The 23898-nt window shown below is 39.7% G+C and carries 15 protein-coding genes; 11 read left to right on the plus strand and 4 right to left on the minus strand.

The features are described 5' to 3' along the window. Positions 1-177 precede the first annotated feature (177 nt). The 6 genes from QZ738_RS16310 to QZ738_RS16335 all read left to right on the plus strand — a co-directional run bounded on the left by QZ738_RS16310 (position 178) and on the right by QZ738_RS16335 (position 12175). Complete coding sequence (locus tag QZ738_RS16310) at positions 178-990, plus strand: DUF1365 domain-containing protein (protein WP_293788798.1); 813 nt, start codon at positions 178-180, stop codon at positions 988-990. A 10-nt stretch (positions 991-1000) separates the two neighbouring features. Further along, positions 1001-2239 (plus strand): cyclopropane-fatty-acyl-phospholipid synthase family protein, encoded by a 1239-nt coding sequence (locus QZ738_RS16315; RefSeq protein ID WP_293788799.1) that lies wholly within the window; start codon positions 1001-1003, stop codon positions 2237-2239. A 207-nt stretch (positions 2240-2446) separates the two neighbouring features. After that, positions 2447-4888, plus strand: a complete 2442-nt coding sequence (locus QZ738_RS16320; protein ID WP_293788800.1) for a TonB-dependent receptor — start codon at positions 2447-2449, stop codon at positions 4886-4888. A gap of 496 nt (positions 4889-5384) precedes the next feature. Then, entirely contained in the window at positions 5385-8513 is a 3129-nt protein-coding gene (locus QZ738_RS16325) for a SusC/RagA family TonB-linked outer membrane protein (RefSeq protein ID WP_293788801.1), read from the plus strand. Between the two features lie 12 nt (positions 8514-8525). After that, positions 8526-9959 (plus strand): SusD/RagB family nutrient-binding outer membrane lipoprotein, encoded by a 1434-nt coding sequence (locus tag QZ738_RS16330; protein ID WP_293788802.1) that lies wholly within the window; start codon positions 8526-8528, stop codon positions 9957-9959. Between the two features lie 131 nt (positions 9960-10090). Then, positions 10091-12175 (plus strand): prolyl oligopeptidase family serine peptidase, encoded by a 2085-nt coding sequence (locus tag QZ738_RS16335; RefSeq protein ID WP_293788803.1) that lies wholly within the window; start codon positions 10091-10093, stop codon positions 12173-12175. 116 nt (positions 12176-12291) lie between these two features. Here QZ738_RS16335 and QZ738_RS21375 read toward each other — a convergent pair whose 3' ends face one another. From QZ738_RS21375 to QZ738_RS16345, 3 genes are all read right to left on the minus strand, one after another. Next, complete coding sequence (locus QZ738_RS21375; protein WP_293744501.1) at positions 12292-12582, minus strand: type II toxin-antitoxin system RelE/ParE family toxin; 291 nt, start codon at positions 12580-12582, stop codon at positions 12292-12294. Further along, a complete protein-coding gene (locus QZ738_RS16340) occupies positions 12582-12785 on the minus strand; it encodes a DUF2683 family protein (protein ID WP_293788804.1) in 204 nt (67 codons plus the stop codon). The genes QZ738_RS21375 and QZ738_RS16340 overlap by 1 nt, the downstream gene beginning before the upstream one ends. Positions 12786-12888: 103 nt before the next feature. Next, a complete protein-coding gene (locus QZ738_RS16345; protein WP_293788805.1) occupies positions 12889-14523 on the minus strand; it encodes an ABC transporter substrate-binding protein in 1635 nt (544 codons plus the stop codon). A 46-nt stretch (positions 14524-14569) separates the two neighbouring features. Between QZ738_RS16345 and QZ738_RS16350 the strand changes: the two genes are divergently transcribed. Beyond that, complete coding sequence (locus tag QZ738_RS16350) at positions 14570-15022, plus strand: hypothetical protein (protein WP_293788806.1); 453 nt, start codon at positions 14570-14572, stop codon at positions 15020-15022. Positions 15023-15905: 883 nt separating this feature from the next. Here QZ738_RS16350 and QZ738_RS16355 read toward each other — a convergent pair. Continuing rightward, positions 15906-17243, minus strand: a complete 1338-nt coding sequence (locus tag QZ738_RS16355) for a sigma-54 dependent transcriptional regulator (RefSeq protein ID WP_293788807.1) — start codon at positions 17241-17243, stop codon at positions 15906-15908. 283 nt (positions 17244-17526) lie between these two features. Between QZ738_RS16355 and QZ738_RS16360 the strand changes: the two genes are divergently transcribed. The 4 genes from QZ738_RS16360 (at position 17527) to QZ738_RS16375 (ending at position 23600) form a co-directional block, all read left to right on the plus strand. Beyond that, positions 17527-18138, plus strand: coding sequence for an N-acetyltransferase (locus QZ738_RS16360; RefSeq protein ID WP_293788808.1), 612 nt, complete (start codon positions 17527-17529; stop codon positions 18136-18138). Between the two features lie 8 nt (positions 18139-18146). Beyond that, the gene (locus QZ738_RS16365; protein WP_293788809.1) at positions 18147-19250 is read left to right on the plus strand and encodes a M20/M25/M40 family metallo-hydrolase; all 1104 of its coding nucleotides are present in this window, start codon (positions 18147-18149) and stop codon (positions 19248-19250) included. A 92-nt stretch (positions 19251-19342) separates the two neighbouring features. Then, positions 19343-21811: a PIG-L family deacetylase gene (locus QZ738_RS16370; protein ID WP_293788810.1), complete on the plus strand. Its 2469-nt coding sequence runs from the start codon at positions 19343-19345 to the stop codon at positions 21809-21811. A 100-nt stretch (positions 21812-21911) separates the two neighbouring features. Next, positions 21912-23600 (plus strand): sodium:solute symporter, encoded by a 1689-nt coding sequence (locus QZ738_RS16375; protein ID WP_293788811.1) that lies wholly within the window; start codon positions 21912-21914, stop codon positions 23598-23600. Positions 23601-23898 lie beyond the last annotated feature (298 nt).

Genomic DNA, 23898 nt, shown 5'->3' on the forward strand with positions numbered 1-23898 from the left:
TTTGATGCCAAAAAGTAAGAGCCCTTCGGCGGCGGTGAGCCGAGGCAAGACTGTGCTGTATGGCATAAGAAATCAGTTACGTCATTTATATTGATTTTTATACCATAAATTATTCCTCAGAATGACAGCAAGTTCAGAAGGATAAATCATCATAAAATTTTGTAAATTGTATTATTAATGCAAATCAACTCATCTATTTACACCGCAAAAGTGATGCATCATCGCCTGGCACCCAAAAAACATTCTTTTTGGTACAGGGTGTATATGTTTTATATTGATGTGGATGAGTTGGATCAGTTGGACAAAAAGCTGCGCTGGTTCAGCAGGAATAAATTTAACCTTTTTTCTTTTCGAGATGCTGAACACATTCAGTTACCGAAGGAAAATCCCGATAAAACTAAAAATGCACGTCAGCATTTAGAAGCTTATTTGAAAGAAAATGGTGTTGATGGTAGCAGGCTCAAAATAAAACTGCTTACCAACCTCAATGTGCTGGGTTATAACTTTAATCCTGTTTCCTTTTATTATTGTTTTGATGAGCAAGAAAATCCGGTTTGTTGTGTGGCCGAAATCAGTAATACTTACCGGGAAATGAAACTTTTTTTCTTTGGAAAAGATGAATTGCAAGGTGATACCTTTAAAAAAGTCACCACCAAATATTTTTATGTTTCCCCCTTTATAGATCACGACGATGCATTCGATTTTAAATTAAAAGTACCTGCCGATACACTGGATATTAAAATTGATGATATTGATAAGCAAGGCAAGCGCTTTTTTATCAGTACTTTAATGGGAACAAAGATGCCATTAACCAATGCAGCTTTACTGCGGTATTTTTTTTCTATGCCTTTAATTCCATTACAGATCATGGGCATGATCCACTGGGAGGCTTTCAAACTCTGGATGAAAAAAATACCCTTTCATCCAAAAGCCGAAAACCCCGAGCTGCAACGCAACGTATATAAACCTTACAAACCACAAATTAAATAGATCAGAGACTATGAATACGCTTACCGCTGTCAGAACATCAAAGGGATTTTTCGAAAGAGCAGTACTAAACGCACTTTCTAAAATGACATTAGGCAAATTGGAACTCTCATTGCCAAATGGCGAAGTACTGGTGTTTGGAAATGGTGAACATCAGATCGAAGCACATATACAGGTAAATCATCCCGATTTCTTTAAATCTATTGCACTTTATGGAGATATCGGTTTTGGCGAAGGCTATACCTCCGGCCTATGGGATACCCCAAATATTACCAATGTGATTAAATGGGTCATCCTGAATATTGAAAATGCGCCGTCGGTAACCGGCAGTAAGGTAAATTCCATAGCGCTGAATATTTTTAAATGGGTGAACAAAATTTACCACGTGCGCAGGGCAAACACTTTAGCGGGATCGCAGAAAAATATTTCGGAGCATTACGATCTGAACAATGATTTCTTTGCCACTTTTTTGGATAAAACCATGACTTATTCAAGCGGTTATTTCAACCCCGATGATTTAAGTTTAGAAGACTCGCAATATGCCAAATATGATCGCCTGGCCAGACAGTTAAAAATTAAGTCTACAGACCATGTGCTGGAAATTGGAAGTGGCTGGGGTGGTAATGCCATTTTTTTAGCCAAAAATTATGGCTGTAAAGTTACTTCGGTTACCATTTCCAAAGAACAGCAAAAATTGGCGATGGAGCGTGTGCATGCTGAAGGACTGGCCGGTAAAGTTTCAGTTATTATTCAGGATTACCGTAAAATAGAAGGTACTTTTGACAAAATTGTATCGATTGAAATGCTGGAGGCTGTTGGGCATCAATATTTAGAAACCTATTTCGAAAAATGCCAGCAACTACTGAAAGCTGATGGAATTTTAGCATTTCAGGTCATTACCTCACCGGATTGCAGGTATGATAAATTGAGAAATGGTGTAGATTGGATTCAAAAGCATATTTTTCCAGGCTCGCTTTTACCGTCGGTAGCTGCCATAAATAAAGCCATAAATGAAACCGGCGATTTAACCCTGGTCGATTTGAAAGATATGGGTTTGGATTACGCCCATACACTTCACTTATGGTTTATGGCATTCAATAAAAATCTCCATAAAGTTAAAGCTTTAGGTTTCGATGAGCCTTTTATCCGCAAGTGGAACTATTACCTCAATTATTGTGAAGCCGCTTTCGCCATGCGGAATATTAATGTGATGCAGATGGTTTATTCAAGACCCAACAATACTTCGAGGTAAAGCTGTGAAATGGAAGATGTATGAGGAGAAAGTAAAATGGAGCAGCTGACATCCCATTTTCCATTATATTTTTCTTCTTCCATGTTTTTTTACCGATAAAAGTATAGCCTTCGCCGAATAATTAATAGAGTTAAAGTAAAAAGTATCGTGTATTCTTGTAACAAAATGCAATTTGCGCAGACTAATTACTAAAGACAAACTCTTGAAATGAAAAAACTTTTACTATTAAGCTTTATCCTTGGAATATTTTTTAACGCACATGCTCAGTTTCCCAGTGGTGGGCTTGGCGGAGCAGCCAAAAAATCTACCGTTACCGGGCGGATTACTGCCACTATACTCGATTCATTAACTAAAAAGCCAATTGATTATGCAACGGTTTCTTTGATTAATGTAAAAAATAACAAATCAGTGAACGGCGGTGTAACCGACGAAAAAGGAAAACTAACCTTACAAAATGTTTCTCCTGATTCCTATAAACTGATGATCGGTTTTATGGGCTATAAAACAAAATCTGTTCTAGTTACCACCACCCCGTCTAAACCCGACAATAATATTGGTACGATTTACATTGCCTCAAGTGAAAATACTTTGGCTGATGTGCAGGTGCAGGGTACTAAAGCCATGATTGAAAACAAGGTAGACCGTATGGTTTACAATGCAGAAGCTGATGGAACAAATGCAGGTGGCGATGCAACCGATGTGATGCGCAAGGTGCCAATGCTCTCTGTTGATGCCAATGGTGATGTTCAGCTCCGTGGTGCAGCGGTGAGGGTTTTAATTAATGGTAAACCTTCTGGTACAATGGCTGCCAGTGTTTCTGATGCCTTAAAAATGATCCCTGCAGAGCAGATTAAAAGCGTCGAAGTAATTACCAGTCCATCGGCTAAATATGATGCGGAAGGTTCAGGCGGTATCATCAATATCATTACTAAAAAATCGAATGCCCAGGGAGTGAGTGGAAGTGTTAACGCTTCGGCAGGTACCCGTCAAAATAATGGTGCTTTTAATTTAACCGCAAAAACTGGCCGTTTAAGTTTAAATACCAGCCTGGGTTCTAACTTCGCTTATGCTCAAGATTCAAGGGTGGTAATTGTGAATAATACACAATTAAATGCAGGCGGTTTTACTAATATCTCTCAGGATGGAATCTCAAAATGGAGCCGTAACGGACTTAATGGAAGTTTAGGTTTGGATTATGATTTTAATGCCTATAACAACATCAGTACGAATGTTAAATTTAACCGTTTCTCCAACGGAGGTCCAGGCTCTGCTACTTATATCATAAATAACCTGCCTGCCACGAATATCAGTAATATGGATATGACCCGTAACAATATGGATTGGAACGTGGATTATAAAAAAACAAGTAAAAAAGAAGGAGAGGAATTTACCATTTCTGGTCAGCTTTCTACCGGACGTACGCCTACAAGCTTTAGCAACCTCTTAACTTCGGCTGCTTTCCCTAACGGAGTACTTACAGCCAGCGATAATACGGCTAAGAATAATGAATATACAGGACAAACAGATTATACTTATCCATTTTCAAAATCGACTATTTTAGAAGTTGGTGCCAAAGGTATATTCCGTAATGTAAAGAGCCAGTATGGATCATCAGAGCGTGACTTCGATTATAATCAGGATGTAGCTGCAGCTTATGGGGTAATCAGTTTTGATATTACGAAGAAAATTAAATTTAAAGGTGGTTTAAGGGCTGAATACACTAAAATAGATTTTAATACACTAACCAGCGGCACAGAAAAAAACGATTATTTTAACTTGTTCCCAAGTTTTATCATCTCTCAGACTTTAAAGAAAGGTGGAACAGTTAAATTTAGCTATAACCGCAGGGTGCAGAGACCAAGTGAAAATTATTTAAATCCATTCAGAAACGAAAGTGATCAATTTAACATCCAACAGGGAAATCCGCAGTTAAGTCCAGAGTTAAGTCAGAATTTTGAATTGGGTTATTCAACTTTTGTTAAAGGTTCGGTAATCAATGCTTCTGTTTTTTACCGCCGTACCGGTGGTGTAATAGAAAGCTCGATATCACCTATAACTGAAAATAATATCACTAAAGTATTATCATCTTTTATAAATGTAGGTACTGCACAAACTTACGGAGTTAACCTTTTTGGCTCATACAATCCTAAACCGAAATGGACTTTAATGAGTAATATATCTGCTAATACATATGAGGTAACCAACAATGCAACTAATATTAGCACAGGTACATTTCTAAACTATAGCATTTTTGGTCGTTCGGCTTACGGGTTTGGTAAAGGCTATAATTTTGAGTTGTTTGGCGTGGCTACTTCAGCGCGCAGAACCTATCAGGGTAAAACAGACCCTTTCTACTTTTATGGGGCATCAATTAAAAAAGACATCCTAAATAAAAAAGGAAGTATAGGTATTAACACATTAAATCCTTTTACAAAGAACCTGCATATTAAAACTGAAAACAACTCCATCAATCCATTGGGTACTGTTTACCAAAGCAGTAATATTTATTATCCATTGCGTTCTTTTGGTGTTAACTTTAGTTATTCTTTCGGTAAGCTTAAGTTTACAGAGAAGAAAAAAATTAAAAATGATGATGTCAAACAAGATCAGCAGCAAGGTGGTGCAATAGGCGTTGGCGTTCAGCAATAAAAAAACAATTCAGATTTATATTAAGAGTCTTTCCGTCAATTTGGAAAGACTTTTTTGTTTTCAGAGAGAAAACTACCAGTTATCAAACCGCGCAATTGGCATAGGTCTTAAACAATCTTCAGTTACTCGAGTAATGAACAAAATCTAGCGCTGTGTTTTAATTTTGATCATAAGAATCTGAATAACTAGCTACCTGAGCACACTTCAGTCATACTTATTTTCCTTATTTTAGAAGGGTGTTTGCTAAAAGTGTTCCTTTACTGCGATATTGTTAGTTTTTAAGATGCTATTTAATTGTTTTTTGACGTATTCATAATTTTTACACAGGTTTTTGCGGTTTTTTGAGTGTGCAGTATGCCTGTTAATGCATGATATCTCAATTTGTAATGTAAAAAATACTTTAAATTGCGTGTTGCATTATGTTTTATGCATTTTTCTTTAGTTAAAAACTTATATTGCATTTAACTAGCAAATCATTGTCCTAAATAATCCAGATATGAGAAAACTCTTTACCTCGCTTGTTTTTCTGTGCATTTTATTTACCGGGCTAGCCACTTTGGCGCAGGTAAAAACCATAACAGGAAAAATAACTTCTTCTGATGATGGTGGTCCGTTACCCGGAGTAAGTATAAAAATTAAGGGTACTTCAACGGGCGCCTCAACTGATAGTAACGGTAGTTTTACTATTCAGGTGCCATCGCCCAACGCTGTTCTTGTGATTAGCCTGATCGGTTATAAAACACAGGAAATTACGGTAGGCAATAAGACCACTATTAATGCGGTTTTAGCTTCAGATGCTCAGGAACTGCAGGAAGTAACCATTTCAACGGCATTAGGTATTACCAGACAGGCCAAATCATTAGGTTATGCTGCACAAACGGTTAATGATAAGGATCTTAATTTTAATCACCAGCCCAACCTGATAAATGCTTTACAGGGAAAGGTAGCAGGAGCAACCATTTCCAGTACAGGTGGCGGCCCTGGTCAGGGAGCAAATATTAAAATCAGGGGAGTTAACTCGATCGATCCGAACATTTCGGGCGATCCTTTGTATGTAATTGATGGCGTGCAGATTGATAACACCACCTCAACATTGGGAGCCAATCCGGGAGGAACAGCCTATGGGGCGAGAGGGGTAAGCAACAGGGCTTCGGACGTGAATCCTGAAGATATCGAAACTATCAATATTTTAAAAGGTGGGGCAGCAACTGCGCTATATGGTTTGAGGGGGGCTAATGGTGTTGTGGTAATTACCACAAAAAAGGGCAAGGCCGGCGGATTCAATATTAATCTCAACAGTACTTATGGCTTTGATAATGTATTGATCAGCCCTGATGTTCAGACAGAATATACACAGGGTGTTAGAGGTGTTTATACTAATCCTCCTGCAGGGATCGGACCAGCATGGGGACCAACTATCGCTGAGGCAAAATTGATCGATCCGACACATCCCGACCAGCTATACAATAATTATAAACAGGCCTTTGGAACAGGGCAGCAAATCAAAAATTCAGTTTCGGTTGCTGGTGGAAGCGAGGCGATTAAATTCTTTTCATCAGTTTCTCAACTTTACCAGAAAGGGATGATGCCTAATACTGATTATAAAAACTTTTCTGCAAGGTTGAATACCGATTTTACGATTAGCCCTAAACTTAAAGCTTCGGTAAATATGAATTTCAACAATTCTGGCGGTTATACTTATAGTGCCGACAGATTTGGTGAAGGTTTGGCCTATTGGTCGCCACGTTATGATGTAGCTAATTCGGAAAATCCTGATGGTACACAGGTGTACCTGGGTACTAACAATCCGATATGGGGAACTGCAAACAATAAATTGAAAGGCGATGTAAACCGCTTTATCGGCGGAGCAAGCGTAGTATATGAGCCAGTTAAATGGTTAAATTTTGCATACCGTTTTGGCGTAGATACTTACAACGATAACAGGGTTAGAACAGCCCGCGGGCCGATGTTTACGGGAGAAAATGTTTACGATAACGAATTTGGTTTCTATGGCGAATACAATACGAAATTCAGGACTTTGAATAGTACATTAGTAGCAACATTAAGCACGAAAATAGCAGAAGGATTAAATGGTACTTTAAGGGTTGGGCAGGAAATTTACGATAAACGGGTGAAAGATGTAGGTGTGCTGGGCAGTCAGCTGAGTATTTATAATTTCTTCAATTTAGGAAATGCAAAAGTGTTAACGCCATCTCAAACTATAACAGAGAAAAGATTGGTTGGTTATTTTGGAGAGGCCACTTTCGACTATAATAATTATCTTTTCTTAACCCTTACCGGTAGAAACGATATCACTTCAACTTTACCAAAAGATAACAGATCTTTCTTTTATCCGTCAGCAAGTTTGAGTTATGTATTTTCGGATCATTTTAAACTTCCAACAGCAATTAGCCAGGCTAAATTAAGATTGTCTTATGCCCAGATCGGGAAAGATGCGTTAGAATATGCAACTTCTTCCGGTTTTACCAATTATGTCAATCTCCCAACAGGTACAACGGGCCTAACCATTTCTCCAAATCTTGGAAACACTATGCTACGGCCTGAATTTACAAACTCTTTTGAGGCTGGTTTAGAAATGTCATTCCTTAAAAGTCGTTTAGGATTCGATTTCACTTATTATTATTCACTAAGTAGAGATCAGATTGTACGTGCACAGGTTTCTTCTGCTACAGGTTATGTTTCATCATTTATTAATGCAGGCGATATTCGAAATAGAGGAGTAGAACTTGTAATTAATGGAAAACCAATTGTTAACGAGCAATTTAGATGGGATGTAAACCTCAATCTTTCGGCCAATCGGAATAAAGTATTAACCATGCCAAATGGTATAAAAGAACTGGTTTATGGTGCTGCCAGGGGATATGGAAATGCCGGTGTTACCATGAAGTTGATTGAAGGTCAGCCATATGGAAATATTTACGGAAGTTATTTTACCAGGTATTCTTCCCAGGCACAGGATCCGGTATTCTTAGATAAAAATCTTCCGCTATTGATTGGGGCGAACGGCTTTCCTGTAATTTCTGGCGGACAACAGCGCTTATTGGGTAACTCACAGCCCGATTATGTGATCGGTTTAGGTAATACTTTCAGGTATAAACAATTCAGTTTAAATGTATTGTTTGATGCCCGTTTGGGATTCGAAAAATATAATTGGCTCGAAGATTTTTATGCTGCTTTCGGATTACCTGATTATACGGCTGACAGAAGATCATATAAGGTATTTGATGGTGTGTTGGCCAATGGAACACCCAATACTAAACTCGTATGGTTAGGCCAAAATACGGTGGACGGTGTAGATTATGGAGAAGGTTATTACCGGGTATACTATAGAAACGTTTCTGAACCATTTGTTTCCGATGCTTCGTGGGTGCGTTTGCGTTCTGCAAGTTTAAGTTATGCACTTCCGGCAAAATGGCTTCCTGCTAAAACAATAAAATCGGCAAGTTTATCAGTAACAGGAAATAACCTTTGGCTTTGGACAAAATATTATGGTGTAGATCCGGAATCCAGTTCTTTTGATTCAGGAAGTAATAATGATGGTTCTGCAGGTTTTACTTACCCAAGTGCCAGAACTATTCTTTTCTCTGTTAATGTTGGTTTTTAAAAAGTAAATAAGATGCAAAAAAATATAAAATATACATTATTTTCAGCTTTAATAGCAGTATTAGGTTTGCAAAGCTGTAAAGATAGCTACTTTGACAAACTGGCGGATAACCCTAATCAGGTTACCGTACCAACACTACCATCTTTATTGGCTACCTCAACGGCAAAGGCAGGCATAAATAATTATAATGTTGCGAGTGTAATCGTACCTTATGTACAATATACGGCTAATCCCGCGGCAAGCGGAGCAGGTGATACCTATCAATCTATTGATTTCAGTGCCACCTGGGATGCACTTTATTTCGCCATGGCTGATGCCAATGAAATGAAAAAACTGGCTATAGCACAGGGATCAAGTGAATACAGGGGCGTTGCAGATGTACTGATTGCCTATAACCTGATCATGGTTAACGACCTATGGGGTAACGCTCCCTTTTCCCAAGCTTTCGACATCACTAACTTTACACCGAAATATGACAGTGGACAAGAGGTTTACAATCAAAGCATGGCGCTCGTAGACGAAGCTATTGTAGAACTTTCAAAAACAAATTCAACAGTTAAATTAACCCCTGCAAACGACCTCATTTATGGTGCAACTGCCGCAAACGAACGTGCTAACTGGTTAAAATTTGCGTACGCGCTTAAAGCAAGGCTGTTAAATAAGGTAAGTAAAACGTCAGCTTATAACCCAACAGCCGTACTTAATGCCGTAAGCAACTCTTTTGCTTCAAATGCCGATGATGCAGCAATGGGAAGTTTTGTGATCAGAAATTTTTGGGCAAGCGTAGCCATTGCAAATGCCTCACAATCTTTGGGTGGATGGCTTTCTGAACAGCTGATAGATCATCTTAATGGAACCACGTATGGTTTATTCGATCCCAGAATTGCTAAAATAACCGATAAAACCGTCAATAACGTTTATATAGGTACCGTAAACGGCGCAGGTAACCGGGGTACAGCCGGAAATACGACTAAAGATGAATGTTATATCTCTGTCAACTCTCCCTGGACAAGCCCAACATCTCCGATATTTATTGCAACCTACGCTGAATTGAAGTTTATTGAGGCGGAGGCCGCATTAACCATTAATAGAACAAGGGCTTATGCCGCCTATTTAGCTGCAATTAGTGCTAATATGGATAAATTTCAGGTGGCCGCTGCTGATAAAGCAATTTATCTGGCCGATCCGCGTGTAGCTGTCGGTGAGGCTGCATTAACCAAAGATTTGATCTTTAAAGAAAAGTATGTTGCAACCTATCTGAATCCGGAAGCATGGAACGATGCCCGCAGATATGACTATAAATACAAAGATTTTACGCTCCCGGTGAATGCTGTGCTACCGGATTTTATACGCCGTTTAGATTATCCTCAGGGAGAAAGAAGTAAAAATGGTGCAAATGTGCCTGCTGATGTTCCAAGAACGACTAAACTGTGGTGGGATCAGTAATGTGCATGAGGTGTTTGGCGGGAAGCGTTTATCCAGCTTCCGCCAAACGCTACCTGTTTTGTATCCCGGCTCCATTCGCTTAGCGCTATCCGTCCCCGGTTATGCGGCTTAGTACCAATTTTCCCGATAAAATGAAAAAAGCAATATTTTCTCTACTATTTCTACTCTCTACCTCTCATATTTTCGCGCAGTCTTTTAGCTTAAAATCAGTTTTATCTTATCCTTTTCCTACTCAGTTAGTGGCCTCGCCAGTGGGTTCTAAAATTGCCTGGGCCGCAAACGAACAAGGGAAAAGAAATATCTACACAGCAAAAGCACCTGATTATAAAGCGATAAAAATTACCGATTATGCCGAAGATGACGGGCAGGAACTAACCAGCTTATCTGTTTCTGCTGATGGTAAATGGATTGTATTTGTCCGTGGCGGAGATCATGGAGGCAGAGATGGCGGACCGGTTAATGCAAACTCCTCGCCAATTGCACCTAAAGTGCAGGTATTTAGTGTCCCATTTGAGGGAGGTAAGATAGTGACTTTAGGCGAAGGTGATCATCCGGTAATTTCGCCCAACAGTAACCAGGTTATTTTTGCTAAAAGTGGTCAGGTAATGATCAGTTCTCTTGATGGAACATCATCGGCCAAAAACCTGTTTTACGCTAGAGGAATTAACGGAGCCTGTAAATGGTCGCCCGATGGAAAAAAAATAGCTTTTATTTCAAACCGGAGTGATCACTCCTTCTTAGGTATTTATACGGACCAGCAAAACCCCATAAAATGGTTATTACCCTCGTTTTCTAAAGATAATACACCGGTATGGTCTCCGGATGGAAACGATATTGCATTTATCAGAACGCCCGGTGCAGGGGGTGAAACCGACTCTATTTTAATTAAAAAACATCAGCCATGGGCCATATGGACGGTAAATGTAAATACAGGCTCGGGAAAAATGATCTGGAAAGCCCCCGAAACTTTACGCGGTTCTTTCCCCTCAACTGATGGTGGAGCAAACCTGTTATGGGCGGATGGGAAAATTGTTTTTACCTCTTATGAGGATGGCTGGCCGCATCTTTATGCCATCAATCCGGATGGATCGAAACGCTTGTTACTTACCCCCGGTAATTTTGCCGTGGAGAACATTAAATTAAGTGCCGATAAAAAAACATTGGTTTTTGCCGCCAACAAGGGCAAGGATGTTGATGATACGGACAGGAGGCATATTTATAAAGTTTCGGTCAATCAGGCCAATATGCAGCCCTTAACTTTTGGCAAAGGCATAGAGGCCTATCCTGTTATTGCTGCCGATAACCAAACCTTTTTTTGCCTGAGTTCTACTGCCGAAAGGCCGCTTTTACCTGCGCTGATCATAACAGGAAAATCGCCGGAGCTTATTGGAGAATCGCTCATTCCAGCTGATTTTCCGCTAAAAGATATGGTGGTTCCTAAACAGGTGAGCTTTAAAGCTGCCGATGGCAATATTGTTTATGGCCAGTTGTTTTCTCCAAAAAAGGGGGTTAAAAATCAACCTGCAATTGTTTATGTGCACGGCGGTCCACAAAGGCAGATGTTTTTAGGCTGGAACCCGATGGATTATTATTCGATAGATTATGCCTTAAATCAATATCTCGTGAATCTTGGTTTTACTGTGCTCTCTGTAAACTACCGTTTAGGGATTGGATATGGTTATGATTTTCATAAACCCTTAAATGCAGGAGCGCAGGGTGCATCAGAATATCAGGATATTAAAGCTGCCGGCGAATGGCTGGCGGCGCAACCTGATATCAACAAAGATAAAATCGGGATTTATGGCGGTTCATACGGCGGATACCTCACCGCGCTGGCTCTTGGCAAAGATTCTAAATTGTTTGCCGCTGGTGTAGATATTCATGGGGTAAATAACCGGTTTACGACTTCAGATCAGGAAGGCAGAAAGCCTGCTCCTGATGCGGCACTTGCAGCAAAGATAGCCGAACAATCATCACCCGTAAGCTATATAGCAACCTGGACTTCTCCCACATTAATTATTCATGCCGATGATGACCGGAATGTTGCTTTTAGCCAAAGCGTGGATCTCGCTAAACGTTTTGAAGATAAAAAGTTTGATTTTGAATTTTTGGCCATCCCGGATGATACCCACCACTGGATGAAATTTTCAAATGGTTTAAAAGTAAGCGAAGCAACGGCTGATTTCCTTAAAAGGAAGTTAATGGGTAAAAAGTAGACTTTTGTGTTTTATTCACAGGTTTAAAACAGAGCTGCAAAATAAGGTTGGGCACACATAAAGATGTGTCTGCAAGATAGGATCGAAAACAGGAAGCTTTTTTATTTAATTTTCGCTTAAATACTTAGCGGCTCTTGCAGATTGTTCCAAAAAAATAATATATGTATAGAATCATTGGTAACGCGATAAAAGATTGAAGTTTGTTTTGTAATCAGAGCAATCCTAACATTTATTTCGAATGAGGATTCTTTAAACATATATGGTTGTTCTGAAATTAATTTTATCGTTTTTTCCGTTTTTTTGATGAACTTATTAGCAACACGATCTCCAAACTTCTGTTGTATGGAAAGATAAACTAAGGTAATTGTTTCTTTTGCTCTTTTTGTATAAAAAATACTTAAAGCCATTATTTGCGGATCATTTCCCTGATGCCAGTATATGGTGTTAGATCACCTGAATCGGCTTGTTGCAAAGACTCTTTAATACCCTCTTTTACCGCCTTAGGGATGACCTCACTTTTTTGTTCAAAAGTGATTTTCATTGCTTTTATTACTGCTTTCAAAGCAGTAAGCTGTTCCTTGTTTTCCGGGTAAACTATTAATGCATCCATACTCAAAATTAAAGATAATTATTGCTATTAACAATAAAGCTTTTTATACTCCAATCAAATGAATGAATGTTTATACCTAATTTTAAGAAATACATTTGCTTTTTCAAATTTTCCTTACCCTTTTTAAAATCATCAGACTTAGCGGATTAAAAGAATAACCGCTAATGTTGTTCTGTAGCATTACAACCGATTGATCGTAAAATAAAGGGATAACCGGAGCGTAATCCATTACCATCTGGTCCATTTTTCGGTACAGCTCAAAACGTTTTTCATTATCGCTTTCGTAATAGCTTTTTTCAAAAAGCTGGTCAAATTCCTTGTTGTAAAAAGCGGTATAATTTGGTCCGTAAGGTACTTTGTTTTTGGAGTAGAACATGGAAAGAAAATTCTCGCCATCGCCATAATCAGCCAGCCAGGAACCACGGAAAAAGTTGACGCTATTTTTCGACATCAGATCCCGGAGGCTGGCGCTAGGGCTGACATCAATTTTAACTTTAATCCCTACTGCAGTAAGTTGACCTTGAATAAATTCAATCAGATCCTTATAAGTTGTTGTCGTATTTAACGTTACTTCTCCCATCCCTTTCCCTTCCGGGAAACCCGCTTCTGCTAAAAGTTTTGCGGCAAGCTTTGGATTATAGGCATATCCCCGAACCGCCAGGCTATCGAAACCAGGCATACCCTTAGGAATAAAACCAGATGTTGCCGAAACGCCGATTCCATTTCTTAAGTATTTAATTAAACGGTCACGGTCTATCGCATAGTTAATAGCCTGTCTGACTTTTTTAAAGCGCAGCGGCGATTTCTTTACAATCGCAAGATTGGTATCAACCAAAATACCAACATATTCCGTGCAAAGGTAAGGACTTTTAGTGAGCGTAAATTTGCCGGTATACTTAGAGGTCATTTTTCCGCTTTTGGTCAGGATATCATCTCGGTAACTGCCGTCTACATTATAGTAAAAATCCAGGTCCTTTTTCAGGAAACTCATGAAGCCACTTTGCTTATCGGTAATAAAACTGGCTTTGATGGCATCAAGGTAAGGTAAGGCCGTTCCTTTCGCGTCTTTTTCAAAATAATGTTCGTTTTTTAGCAGCACCAGTATTTCACCTTCTTTCCAATATTTAAATTTAAAAGGGCCGGTACCTACCGGATGGCTCCTGAAATCTTTACCATAGTGTTCTACCACCTCTCTGGGTACAACAGAGCAATATTGGGTAGTAAGCAAACTCGTGAAGGGCGGGAAGGGGCGTACCAGTTTAATCTGGAAGGTAGAATCGTTCAGGGCAATAAAATTGTTTTTGTCCTTCACCTTATCACTAAAAATCCACCCGCCTGATGAGGCCACTTTGGGGTCGATTAACCGATAAAAACTGTATACAAAATCGCTTGCAATTACCTTTCGTCCTTTTCCGCTTTTGAAAATCGGATCATCGTGAAAGTAAACATCATTGCGAAGATTAAAAGTATAGGTTAATGCATCTTCCGAAACCTGCCAGCTTTTGGCAATACAGGGAAGCGTTTGCAGGGAAGAGTCGATTTGTACTAACCCATTAAAAATCTGGTTAGTCATCCAGATGGCATTCTGGTTGCGGGCAAAAGCCGGATCAATTGAAGTTAAGCCCTGATCTAGGTTAATATTGAAGACTTTTTTGTCTTTGTGATCAATATTTTCTTTACAGGAAAAGAGTAAGATGACACAAAAAATCCAAAATATATAGTTAAATGAGCCTCGCATGCGATCAGGAATGTTATTTTTGCACAAATTAATAAATTTAATGCAGATGTCTTTTTTAAACGATTTATTTATTGGCCTCGACGAAGTTAAACGGGAAGAATTGCAGGAGCGTTTAGATCTGGTAGAACACAAGATTAAATTTATGGATAAAGTGCCTGTTGCCTGCGTCGATACTAATAATTATCCAGTCTATTTACTTTCTGAAGAGATTACTTTGGCAGGGGGCATGTTGGAAACCGATATGCTAAGCGCTGTTTTTATCGTCTATTATGAGCCTGGTAAAACGCTCAACGATTTAATGCGTGAAATACCTTCTTTATTGGATACCAACTGGCCAGCAGTAAACAACAACCGCATTATTCTATTAAATGATGATGTAGACCGGGAACGGACGGCAGAAAATGCTGTTTCACTTATTGAGGATATTGCTGAAATGCTGCATCCAGGTTCATTTATCTTCGGCCATGAAGGTGATAAATGGATCAGGTTTGGTGCTTAGGGAGATGTGAGATATGAGACATGCGATTTGAGACAGATGAAATTATCCTAAAATTTAGTGCGCTAAAATAAATAATTTATTTTCTATCAGATGGTAACATCCGACCGCACGGCAACCTGAAATCCTTTAATGTTCAAAATAAATGTACTTTATTGGGAGCCGTTTCGTTGTGCTACAGCCGATAGAATCTATCAGATCGGGTTTGGGTGGCACGGCTTGTGCGTGTATTAATGTCGACAACATGAAACGTTCCTATGGAACGAAAACGCCAATTCGCAATTGGCTACCAAGAATCGTCCCGCTGGGAAGAGCTAGCGATCTGGAAATTAAGCTGTTTCGTTAAAAATTGATAAATTTTTCTATCTGCTCATTGGTAAACTTCACCTTATCCGGCTAATTTTCATGGGTTTACAGCACTGTTCTGCGTTTCTAAACCCCTGCCGGTGCAGGCGGGTGATCGCAGCGAAAATGGAGTGTAACAGAGTAAAGCGGAGAGCAGGGACAAACTCTCCTATGGAAAACAGGCTATGCTTTCCAATCAAAAACTTTAAAATTATTTTTTAGGAAAGCAGGTTGGTAGCGTTTAGGTTGCTATAGTCCCGCTTGTAGTCTGTGCTGTGGGCTATTTCCGTTCATCCGATATTTATCGATTTATTCCAGCATCTTTCCTATTACACCGCCTGGCTATAAAGAGCTTGAAACACCAGTCCGAGCGGCCGGGCGGAAGTTCAGGGTGACGACCGTTCATTCAAATTATTAACCGAATTTAGTTTAAGAGAATGGGGAAGGGCTGCTGAGCCTTTTTACCATTTAAGAACATTCTAGGAGATATCACATTTGACGCACAGTCATCCGACTTCGGACCCCTGACTTCCGACTTTATTCAAAACTCCCTAATCTGATACTCTTCTATCTTTCGGTAAAGTGTGGTTAAACCGATTCCCAATAATCTGGAAGTTTCCGTTTTGTTGCCTTTGGTATGGATGAGTACCTTTTGAATGTGCTGTTTCTCGATTTGTTGCAGGTTATAGTCGTTTTCTATCGGCGTAAATTCAAAGAACTCAGGCGGGAGGGCTGTGGCGCTCAATTGATCACCATCTGATAAAATAACCAAACGCTCGATGACATTTTTTAACTCACGGATGTTTCCTTTCCAGCTATGGCCGTTCAATAGGGATAAGATTTTATCATCCATTTTCGGCGCAGACCGATTTACCTTATTGGCAAATTCTTTCAGATAAAATGCTGCCAGTGCCGGGATATCGGCTTTGCGCTCTCGGAGCGGAGGCAAGGTGATGGTAAAAACAGAAAGGCGATAATATAGATCCGATCGGAATTTTCCTGATAATGCATCAGCTTTTAAATCTTTATTGGTGGCCGCTAAAATCCGAACGTTAACCTGTTGCGTTTGCGTATCACCCACCTTGATAAAAGTCTGGCTTTCCAGTACACGTAACAATTTGGCCTGCAAATCCAGGTTCATTTCTCCTATTTCATCCAATAATAACGTACCAGCGTTGGCTTCTTCCAGCAGCCCTTTCTTATCCTTATTGGCACCTGTAAAAGCTCCGGCTTTATATCCGAATAATTCGCTTTCCAATAAATCCGGACTGAAACCGCTACAGTTTAAAGCCACAAAGGGTTTTGCCGCCCGAAGACTTTCATAGTGAATAGACTGTGCAAAAACTTCTTTTCCTGTTCCGGTTTCACCTAGCAATAAAACGGTGGTATCGGTTTTGCTTACTTTTTTTGCCAGATCAATCGCTTCTTTTAATGTTTTTGACTGGCCGATAATCGTTTCAAAGCTATGTTTTTTGGCAATTTTGTTTTCGAGGTCAGAAACCCTGCGCTGCAGATTTGATTTATCCATCGCTTTGTATAAAAGCGGAATAATCTTTTCATTATCGTCACCTTTTACAAGATAATCAAATGCCCCGTTTTTAATGGCCGAAACACCATCAGCAATAGTGCCATAAGCCGTAAGGTTAATGATTTCTACATAGGATTTTATAGCCTTGATGTCTTTAACCAATGCAACACCATTTACGTCGGGAAGTTTCACATCGCTGATGACAATGCTGACATCATTATTTTTCAAAAGTTTGAGCCCTTCTTTACCTGTATTTGCCTGGAGAGTTTTAAAGCCCTCCAATTCTATAATTCTGGAAAGTAAACTACAGATTTTCTTTTCATCATCAATGATGAGGACCATCCCATTCATAGGTTAAATTTATGCTGCAATATTAACAATAAATATACCGAATAATTAAGGAATATGATAATTAGACCCTCCCGGACCGGCTTTTAACTCAATCCTTCCATCTGGTAAAATGAATTGCTTTTCAATATGATAAAAAGCCTTTCAAAATGACAGGTGTTTGCTTGTATCTGACCTGCTGATTTTCTGTTTTATTAAATTATTACATTGTTAATCAGCTGCTTGATTATTTTTTTTGGTCTGAGGTATTGCTTTTGATGACCAGCAGATATGAAATTTTATTAAAATGAACAAATCAATAATTTTTGTCAGGGTCGCAACCCGGGAAGATGCAAAATATGCAGATGAGATAGTAGCCGAAACACAAAGTTCAGCAGTGTTAAGGGGTTCGGGGATTGCGAAAAGAACACCGGCTTCCATAGTCGAAAAAATGAATGCCGGCAAAGCTGTAATTGCAGTCACTGCTACCGGCCAATGGGTTGGCTTTTCTTATTTAGAGGGCTGGCAAAAAGATACTTTCATATCTAATTCAGGATTGATTGTTGCACCTAAATTTAGGAACTCTGGTGTTGCCAAAAGTATCAAAAACAGAATTTTTAGTCTTTCCCGTCGCTTATTTCCCGACGCCAAAATATTCAGCATTACCTCTGGCGCAGCCATTATGAAAATGAATAGTCAACTCGGGTTCGAGCCCGTAACCTTTGCGCAAATTACACAGGATGCTGACTTTTGGGAAGGTTGCAAAAGCTGTGTAAACTATTCCATTCTCGAAAGCAAAAATAAAAGTAACTGTTTGTGCACGGCGATGCTGTTCAGTCCGGCACATATCGATCAGCTAATCGCCAGTGCAGAAAATACCCTAAAATTGAAACAAAGCCTAAACCTTAAAAGCATTTAATACAAGCCATGAATGTAGAAAAACAACTGATCGGCAATCATCCTGATTTAAATCTATTATATAACGAAGCTGTAGAACTTTTGTCTGCTTTAATCGCCATCCCATCTTTTAGTGGCTCAGAGCAGGGTACTGCCAATGAAATAGAAGCGTACCTGGCTAAGCATGGTATTAATACCATCCGTAAAAACAATAATGTATGGTGTTACAATAAGTATTTCGACGATACCAGGCCGACTATTCTCCTCAACTCGCACCATGACACTGTAAAACCAAATGAGCAATATACATTAGATCCTTTCCACGCCATCATAGATGATGAAAAAATACATGGTTTAGGCAGTAACGATGCGGGTGCTTCGCTGGTCTCGCTTATTTCTACCTTTATTTATTTTTACGAATCGACTGATCTTGCTTTCAATTTATGTTTAGCAGCTACGGGTGAAGAAGAAAACTCGGGTTTAAATGGCATCAGAAGTATATTGAATGAGCTTAAGCCCATTTCTTTTGCCATCGTTGGCGAACCCACAGGTATGCAAATGGCCATTGCCGAAAAAGGTTCGATGGTAATTGATTGTGTAGCCAAAGGCAGATCTGGACATGCTGCACGTGAAGAAGGCGATAATGCCATTTATAAAGCCATCAATGATATCGATTGGTTTTCACATTTTCAGTTTCCGATTGAGGATAACTCACCAGCGCCGGTAAAAATGACGGTTACGCAAATAAATGCAGGTTTGCAGCATAATATAGTTCCTGGAGAATGCCATTTTACAGTCGATATCCGTTTCGATCACAATTATACCCCGCGCGAAATCCTGAACGTCATCATCAACCATACCATGAGCAATTTTAATGTACGCCCCAATGTGCTCCATCCTTCCAATATCGATGTATTGCATCCGCTGGTAGTGGCCGGACAGGCACTTGGCAGAAAAACCTATGTGTCCCCTACAAGTTCTGATCAGGGTTGGCTCACGATGCCATCGGTAAAAATGGGACCTGGAGAATTAGCCAGATCGCATACTGCTGATGAGTTTGTATTGATTGATGAAATCGAAGAGGGAATTAGCTTATACATCCATCTGCTCGAATCTCTCTTCAAAGAACTGTAAATGGTCAAACGCCTTTTTTTGTACCTTTTTCGTTTTGGAGGCGGTAAAATAAAAGCTTTTTGAGCATATTTGAATTTTGCAAAACAACTAATATGTTCAAAAGATTAACTGTCCTATTTACCCTGTTTTTTCCGGTAATGTGCTGTACAGCGCAACAAGTTCGGCCGGCAAAATCTTCCGAGATTTACAGAGAACTTAAAACCTTGAAGCACCTGCCGAAGGTTTTATACTTGGCAGCACATCCGGATGATGAAAATACAGGTTTATTGTCTTGGTTGATTAACGAGCAAAATGTAGAAACAGCATACTTGTCGCTTACCAGGGGAGACGGCGGCCAAAATCTTTTGGGTACCGAACAAGGGGCGGCATTAGGACTGATCAGAACGCACGAACTCTTAGAAGCCCGTAAATTGGATGGCGCGCAACAGTTTTTTACCAGGGCCATTGATTTCGGTTTCTCGAAGAATACCAACGATACTTTTAAACAGTGGGATGCCGATAGCATTACGGCCGATGTGGTTTGGGTAATCAGAAAATTCAGGCCGGATGTGATGATCTGTCGTTTCCCGCCAACTGCTGCTGCAGGACATGGACAACATGCCGCTTCTGCAGTTGTTGCCGAAAAAGCATTTAAGGCGGCCGCCGATAAAAATATGTTTCCTGAACAGCTGAAATACGTTGCTGTTTGGCAGCCCAAAAGATTGTTATGGAATACCTTCAGGTTTGGTGCAGTTAATACAACAGCTGAAAATCAATTAAAGGTATCCGTTGGACAATATGATGCTCAATTGGGAATGGGGTATGGAGAGTTGGCTGGATTAAGCAGAAGTTTGCATAAAAGCCAAGGGGCAGGAACACAGTCTGTGGCTGGTATACGTTCCGAATATTTTGTCAATGTTTTGGGCGATCCTGCCAAAAGGACGCTTTTTGATGGTTTAAGCATGAACTGGTCAGACAAAGGTATAGGAGATATTGATGAACTGATTGATATTATATTGTTATCATTTGACTATAACCAGCCAGATAAAAGTTTGCACGGACTGTTGATGCTCAGAAGAAAAATTGCAGAATTGCAGGATGTAGCGTTGAGAAAAGATAAACTAGCTGCGATTGATAATATCATTTTAAGCAGTGCAGGTTTTATGGGCGAGGTGGTAACCAATCAGCCCGAAGTGCTTGCCGGCAACAGTTATAATTTCCGTTTAAACTTAATTTCCAGATCGGCTACCCCGGTAAAGGTAGAAAGTGTAAACTGGTTAAACCAGACTGATCATTTAAACAGGACGCTGGCCAACGATTCGCTGATTACCGTGGAACGTAAGATCCAGATTCCGGCAGATGCTGTACCTACTGAACCCTATTGGTTAGCTAGGCCTGCAAAAAATGCGGCAACATTTAGCGTGGCAAATGATACACTGATCGGACTTCCGGAAATGCAATCGCCCATTAATGTATGGTTAACATTGAAAATAGAATCTGAAAAATTTGCGGTCAGCTTGCCATTATCCTTTAAAAAATTAGATCCTGTAAAAGGAGATGTAGTAGAAGCACTCCGTGTTATCCCACCACTTGATTTGAGTTTTAGCGAACCTGTTTATTTCGCCAAAGAAAAAGAAGCTTTAAATATTAGCCTTCGCTTTAAGGCCAATAAAAACATTAATTATGGTAAGGTTAGTTTTAAGATCGGCAACCAGATAGTAAAGACCTTTCAAGGGATAAACCTGGCTGAAAATACCATTAACACGATGAATTTCCTGCTGCCAATCGAAGATTTAGCAAAAATTAAAACCACCCAAAATAAACTGGAAGCGGTTTTTTCATCAGAAACAAATGAATATTCAAGAGGACAGGTATTAATTCAGTACCCGCATTTGCCAACCCTACAGTATTTCGTTCCGGCCACTACCTGGTTAATCAAAGGAGATACAAAAGTATTGGCGAAAAAAATCGGTTATATCGAAGGTGCGGGAGACCTTATTCCGGAGTTTTTAAGACAAGCCGGTTTACAGGTTGATGTACTGACGGAAGCAGATATCTTAAGCCCGGCCAAATTAGCAACTTATGATGCTGTGGTAACCGGTGTAAGAGTAATCAATACCGAAAAGAGAATTAAAAACTGGCAAACTGCTTTACGCAGTTATGTAGAAAATGGTGGAACCATGGTGATGCAGTATAATACTACGCAGGATATGGCGCTTCAGGATTTCGGTATTTATCCGTTGAACATTAGTGGTAAAAGGGTAACTGAAGAAAATGCGGAAGTTAAATTTTTAAAACCTGACCATAAAGTACTGAACTATCCAAATAAAATTACTGCCGATGATTTTAAAGGTTGGGTGCAGGAACGTGGCGCTTACTTTCCTGATCAATGGGATGCTAAATATGAAACGCTCTTTGAAATGCATGATACCGGTGAGGAGCCGCTTCAGGGATCAACCTTGTATGCTAAATATGGTAAAGGGAATTTCATTTATACACCGCTGGCATTTTTCAGACAACTGCCTGCCGGGAATGTTGGCGCAGCCAGGTTGTTCTTTAACTTTTTATCAGCCGGAAAGTGATGAAAAACCAACTTAAAAACTGGAATACCTGGTACATCCTTTTAGCGCTTGCGCTGGTATTTCAGCTTACATTTTACTATTTGTTTACCAAATTCTGGACATGAGTAATATCGATTGGGCCGTATTGATATTTACTTTGCTTGCTGTGGTAACCTATGGCATTTTTATTGGTCGCGGGCAAAAAAGCAATGCATCCTATTTAAAGGCTGATAATAAAATGCCCTGGTACATTGTGCTGCTGGGCATTATGGCTACACAGGCCAGTGCCATTACTTTTTTATCAGCGCCAGGTCAGGCTTATACCGATGGCATGCGCTTTGTACAGTATTATTTCGGTCTGCCATTGGCTATGATTGTGATCTGCATTACATTCATCCCCATTTTTCAGCGGTTAAATGTATACACGGCCTACGAATATTTAGAGAACCGTTTTGATAAAAAAACGAGGGTCTTAACCTCATTGCTGTTCCTTTTTTCACGGGGATTATCAACCGGTATCAGTATTTATGCACCAAGTATTATCCTGTCCAGCGTTTTAAACTGGAATATTTATTTAACCAATATCCTTACAGGAGGGATTTTATTGATTTATACTTATGTGGGCGGAGCAAAGGCAATTGCGCATACGCAGAAGCTGCAGTTTTTGATTATACTAGGTACCATGGCCTTTGCCGGATATCTTCTGGTGCAACATATGCCTAATGGGATCGGGTTTAAAGATGCGCTTTATCTCGCAGGAAAATCGGGTAAATTAAATGTGATTACCACCAGTTTCGATTGGAAGGATAAATACAATATCTGGAGCGGATTAATTGGTGGATTTTTCCTGGCACTCTCTTACTTCGGCACAGACCAGAGCCAGGTTGGAAGATATATTACTGCTAAAGATAATACCAATGCCAAAATGGGATTACTGTTAAACGGATTGGTCAAAATCCCGATGCAGTTTGCGATCCTTTTGATCGGCGCATTATTATTTGCTTTTTTTTCTTTAAAACCGGCCCCGATTTACTTCAATGAACGGTCTTATCAACATTTAAAAGAAACACAGCCTCTGCAGGCCGCTGCTTTCGAAAAAGAACACCAGGCATTAGCCCAAAAGTTTAACCAGCAGTCGAAGAACCTCCTTAAAGAAAAGGAAAGGCAATCACCCACTCTAAATGCTTCCCTGGATGATTTTAAATCGACCCAAAAAAAAGTAAAGGAGCTGCACAGCAGGGTAGAAGAGGCCATCAATAAATCAAATTACAATGCAGAGAAAACCGATACCAATTATATTTTTTTATATTTTGTAAAAAATACCCTTCCGGTTGGGATGATTGGTCTGCTTTTCGCCGTCATCTTTTTGGCCAGCTGGGGTTCGATTTCGGCAGCGTTAAATTCGCTGGCAGCTTGTTCTCTAAAAGATGTACACCTCATTTTTGGTAAAAAAGAAGTTGACGACAAAACGGAATTAAAATATAGCCGTTTGCATACTTTAGCCTGGGGTATTTTTTCAATCGCAGTGGCCATGTTTGCCACGCAAATGGGTTCGCTTATTGAAGCCGTTAATGTATTGGGTTCACTTTTTTATGGGCCTATTCTGGGTATCTTCCTGGTCGCTTTTTATTTTAAGCAGGTAAATGGTCGCGTGGTTTTTATTGCAGCCATTCTCTCTGAAATAGTGGTGGTTGCCATATATGAGTTTGATATCGTATCATTTTTGTGGCTCAATGTAGTTGGAGCTGCCGCTGTAATTCTTTTTTCAATTGTAGGCCTGCTGTTCCAAAAAAAAAAAACCGATAAGTAAATAAGCTTAATTATCTTTTCCTGATTATCCCGACTGTCCGCCAGATTACGCAAGTCTTTAGGATGTATAAAATTGATACGAGCTACTGACCGGCCAGTTAAATAAAGCTACATGTATTCATTTTCGAGATCCTTAGACGCGATAAGCTTAACCGTACGGACAGAATTTAATTAGTCGTTCCTTAAAAAGTCATTGAACAAAGATTGTATGATATTTTGGTTGTTTGATGAATGTTTTTACGAGCTGAACAAAGCTTAAAAAAAGCGGCCAAAGATGATCTTTCCAGATATTCATGATC

It is taken from the genome of uncultured Pedobacter sp. (assembly GCF_913776295.1).
Classification (GTDB): domain Bacteria; phylum Bacteroidota; class Bacteroidia; order Sphingobacteriales; family Sphingobacteriaceae; genus Pedobacter.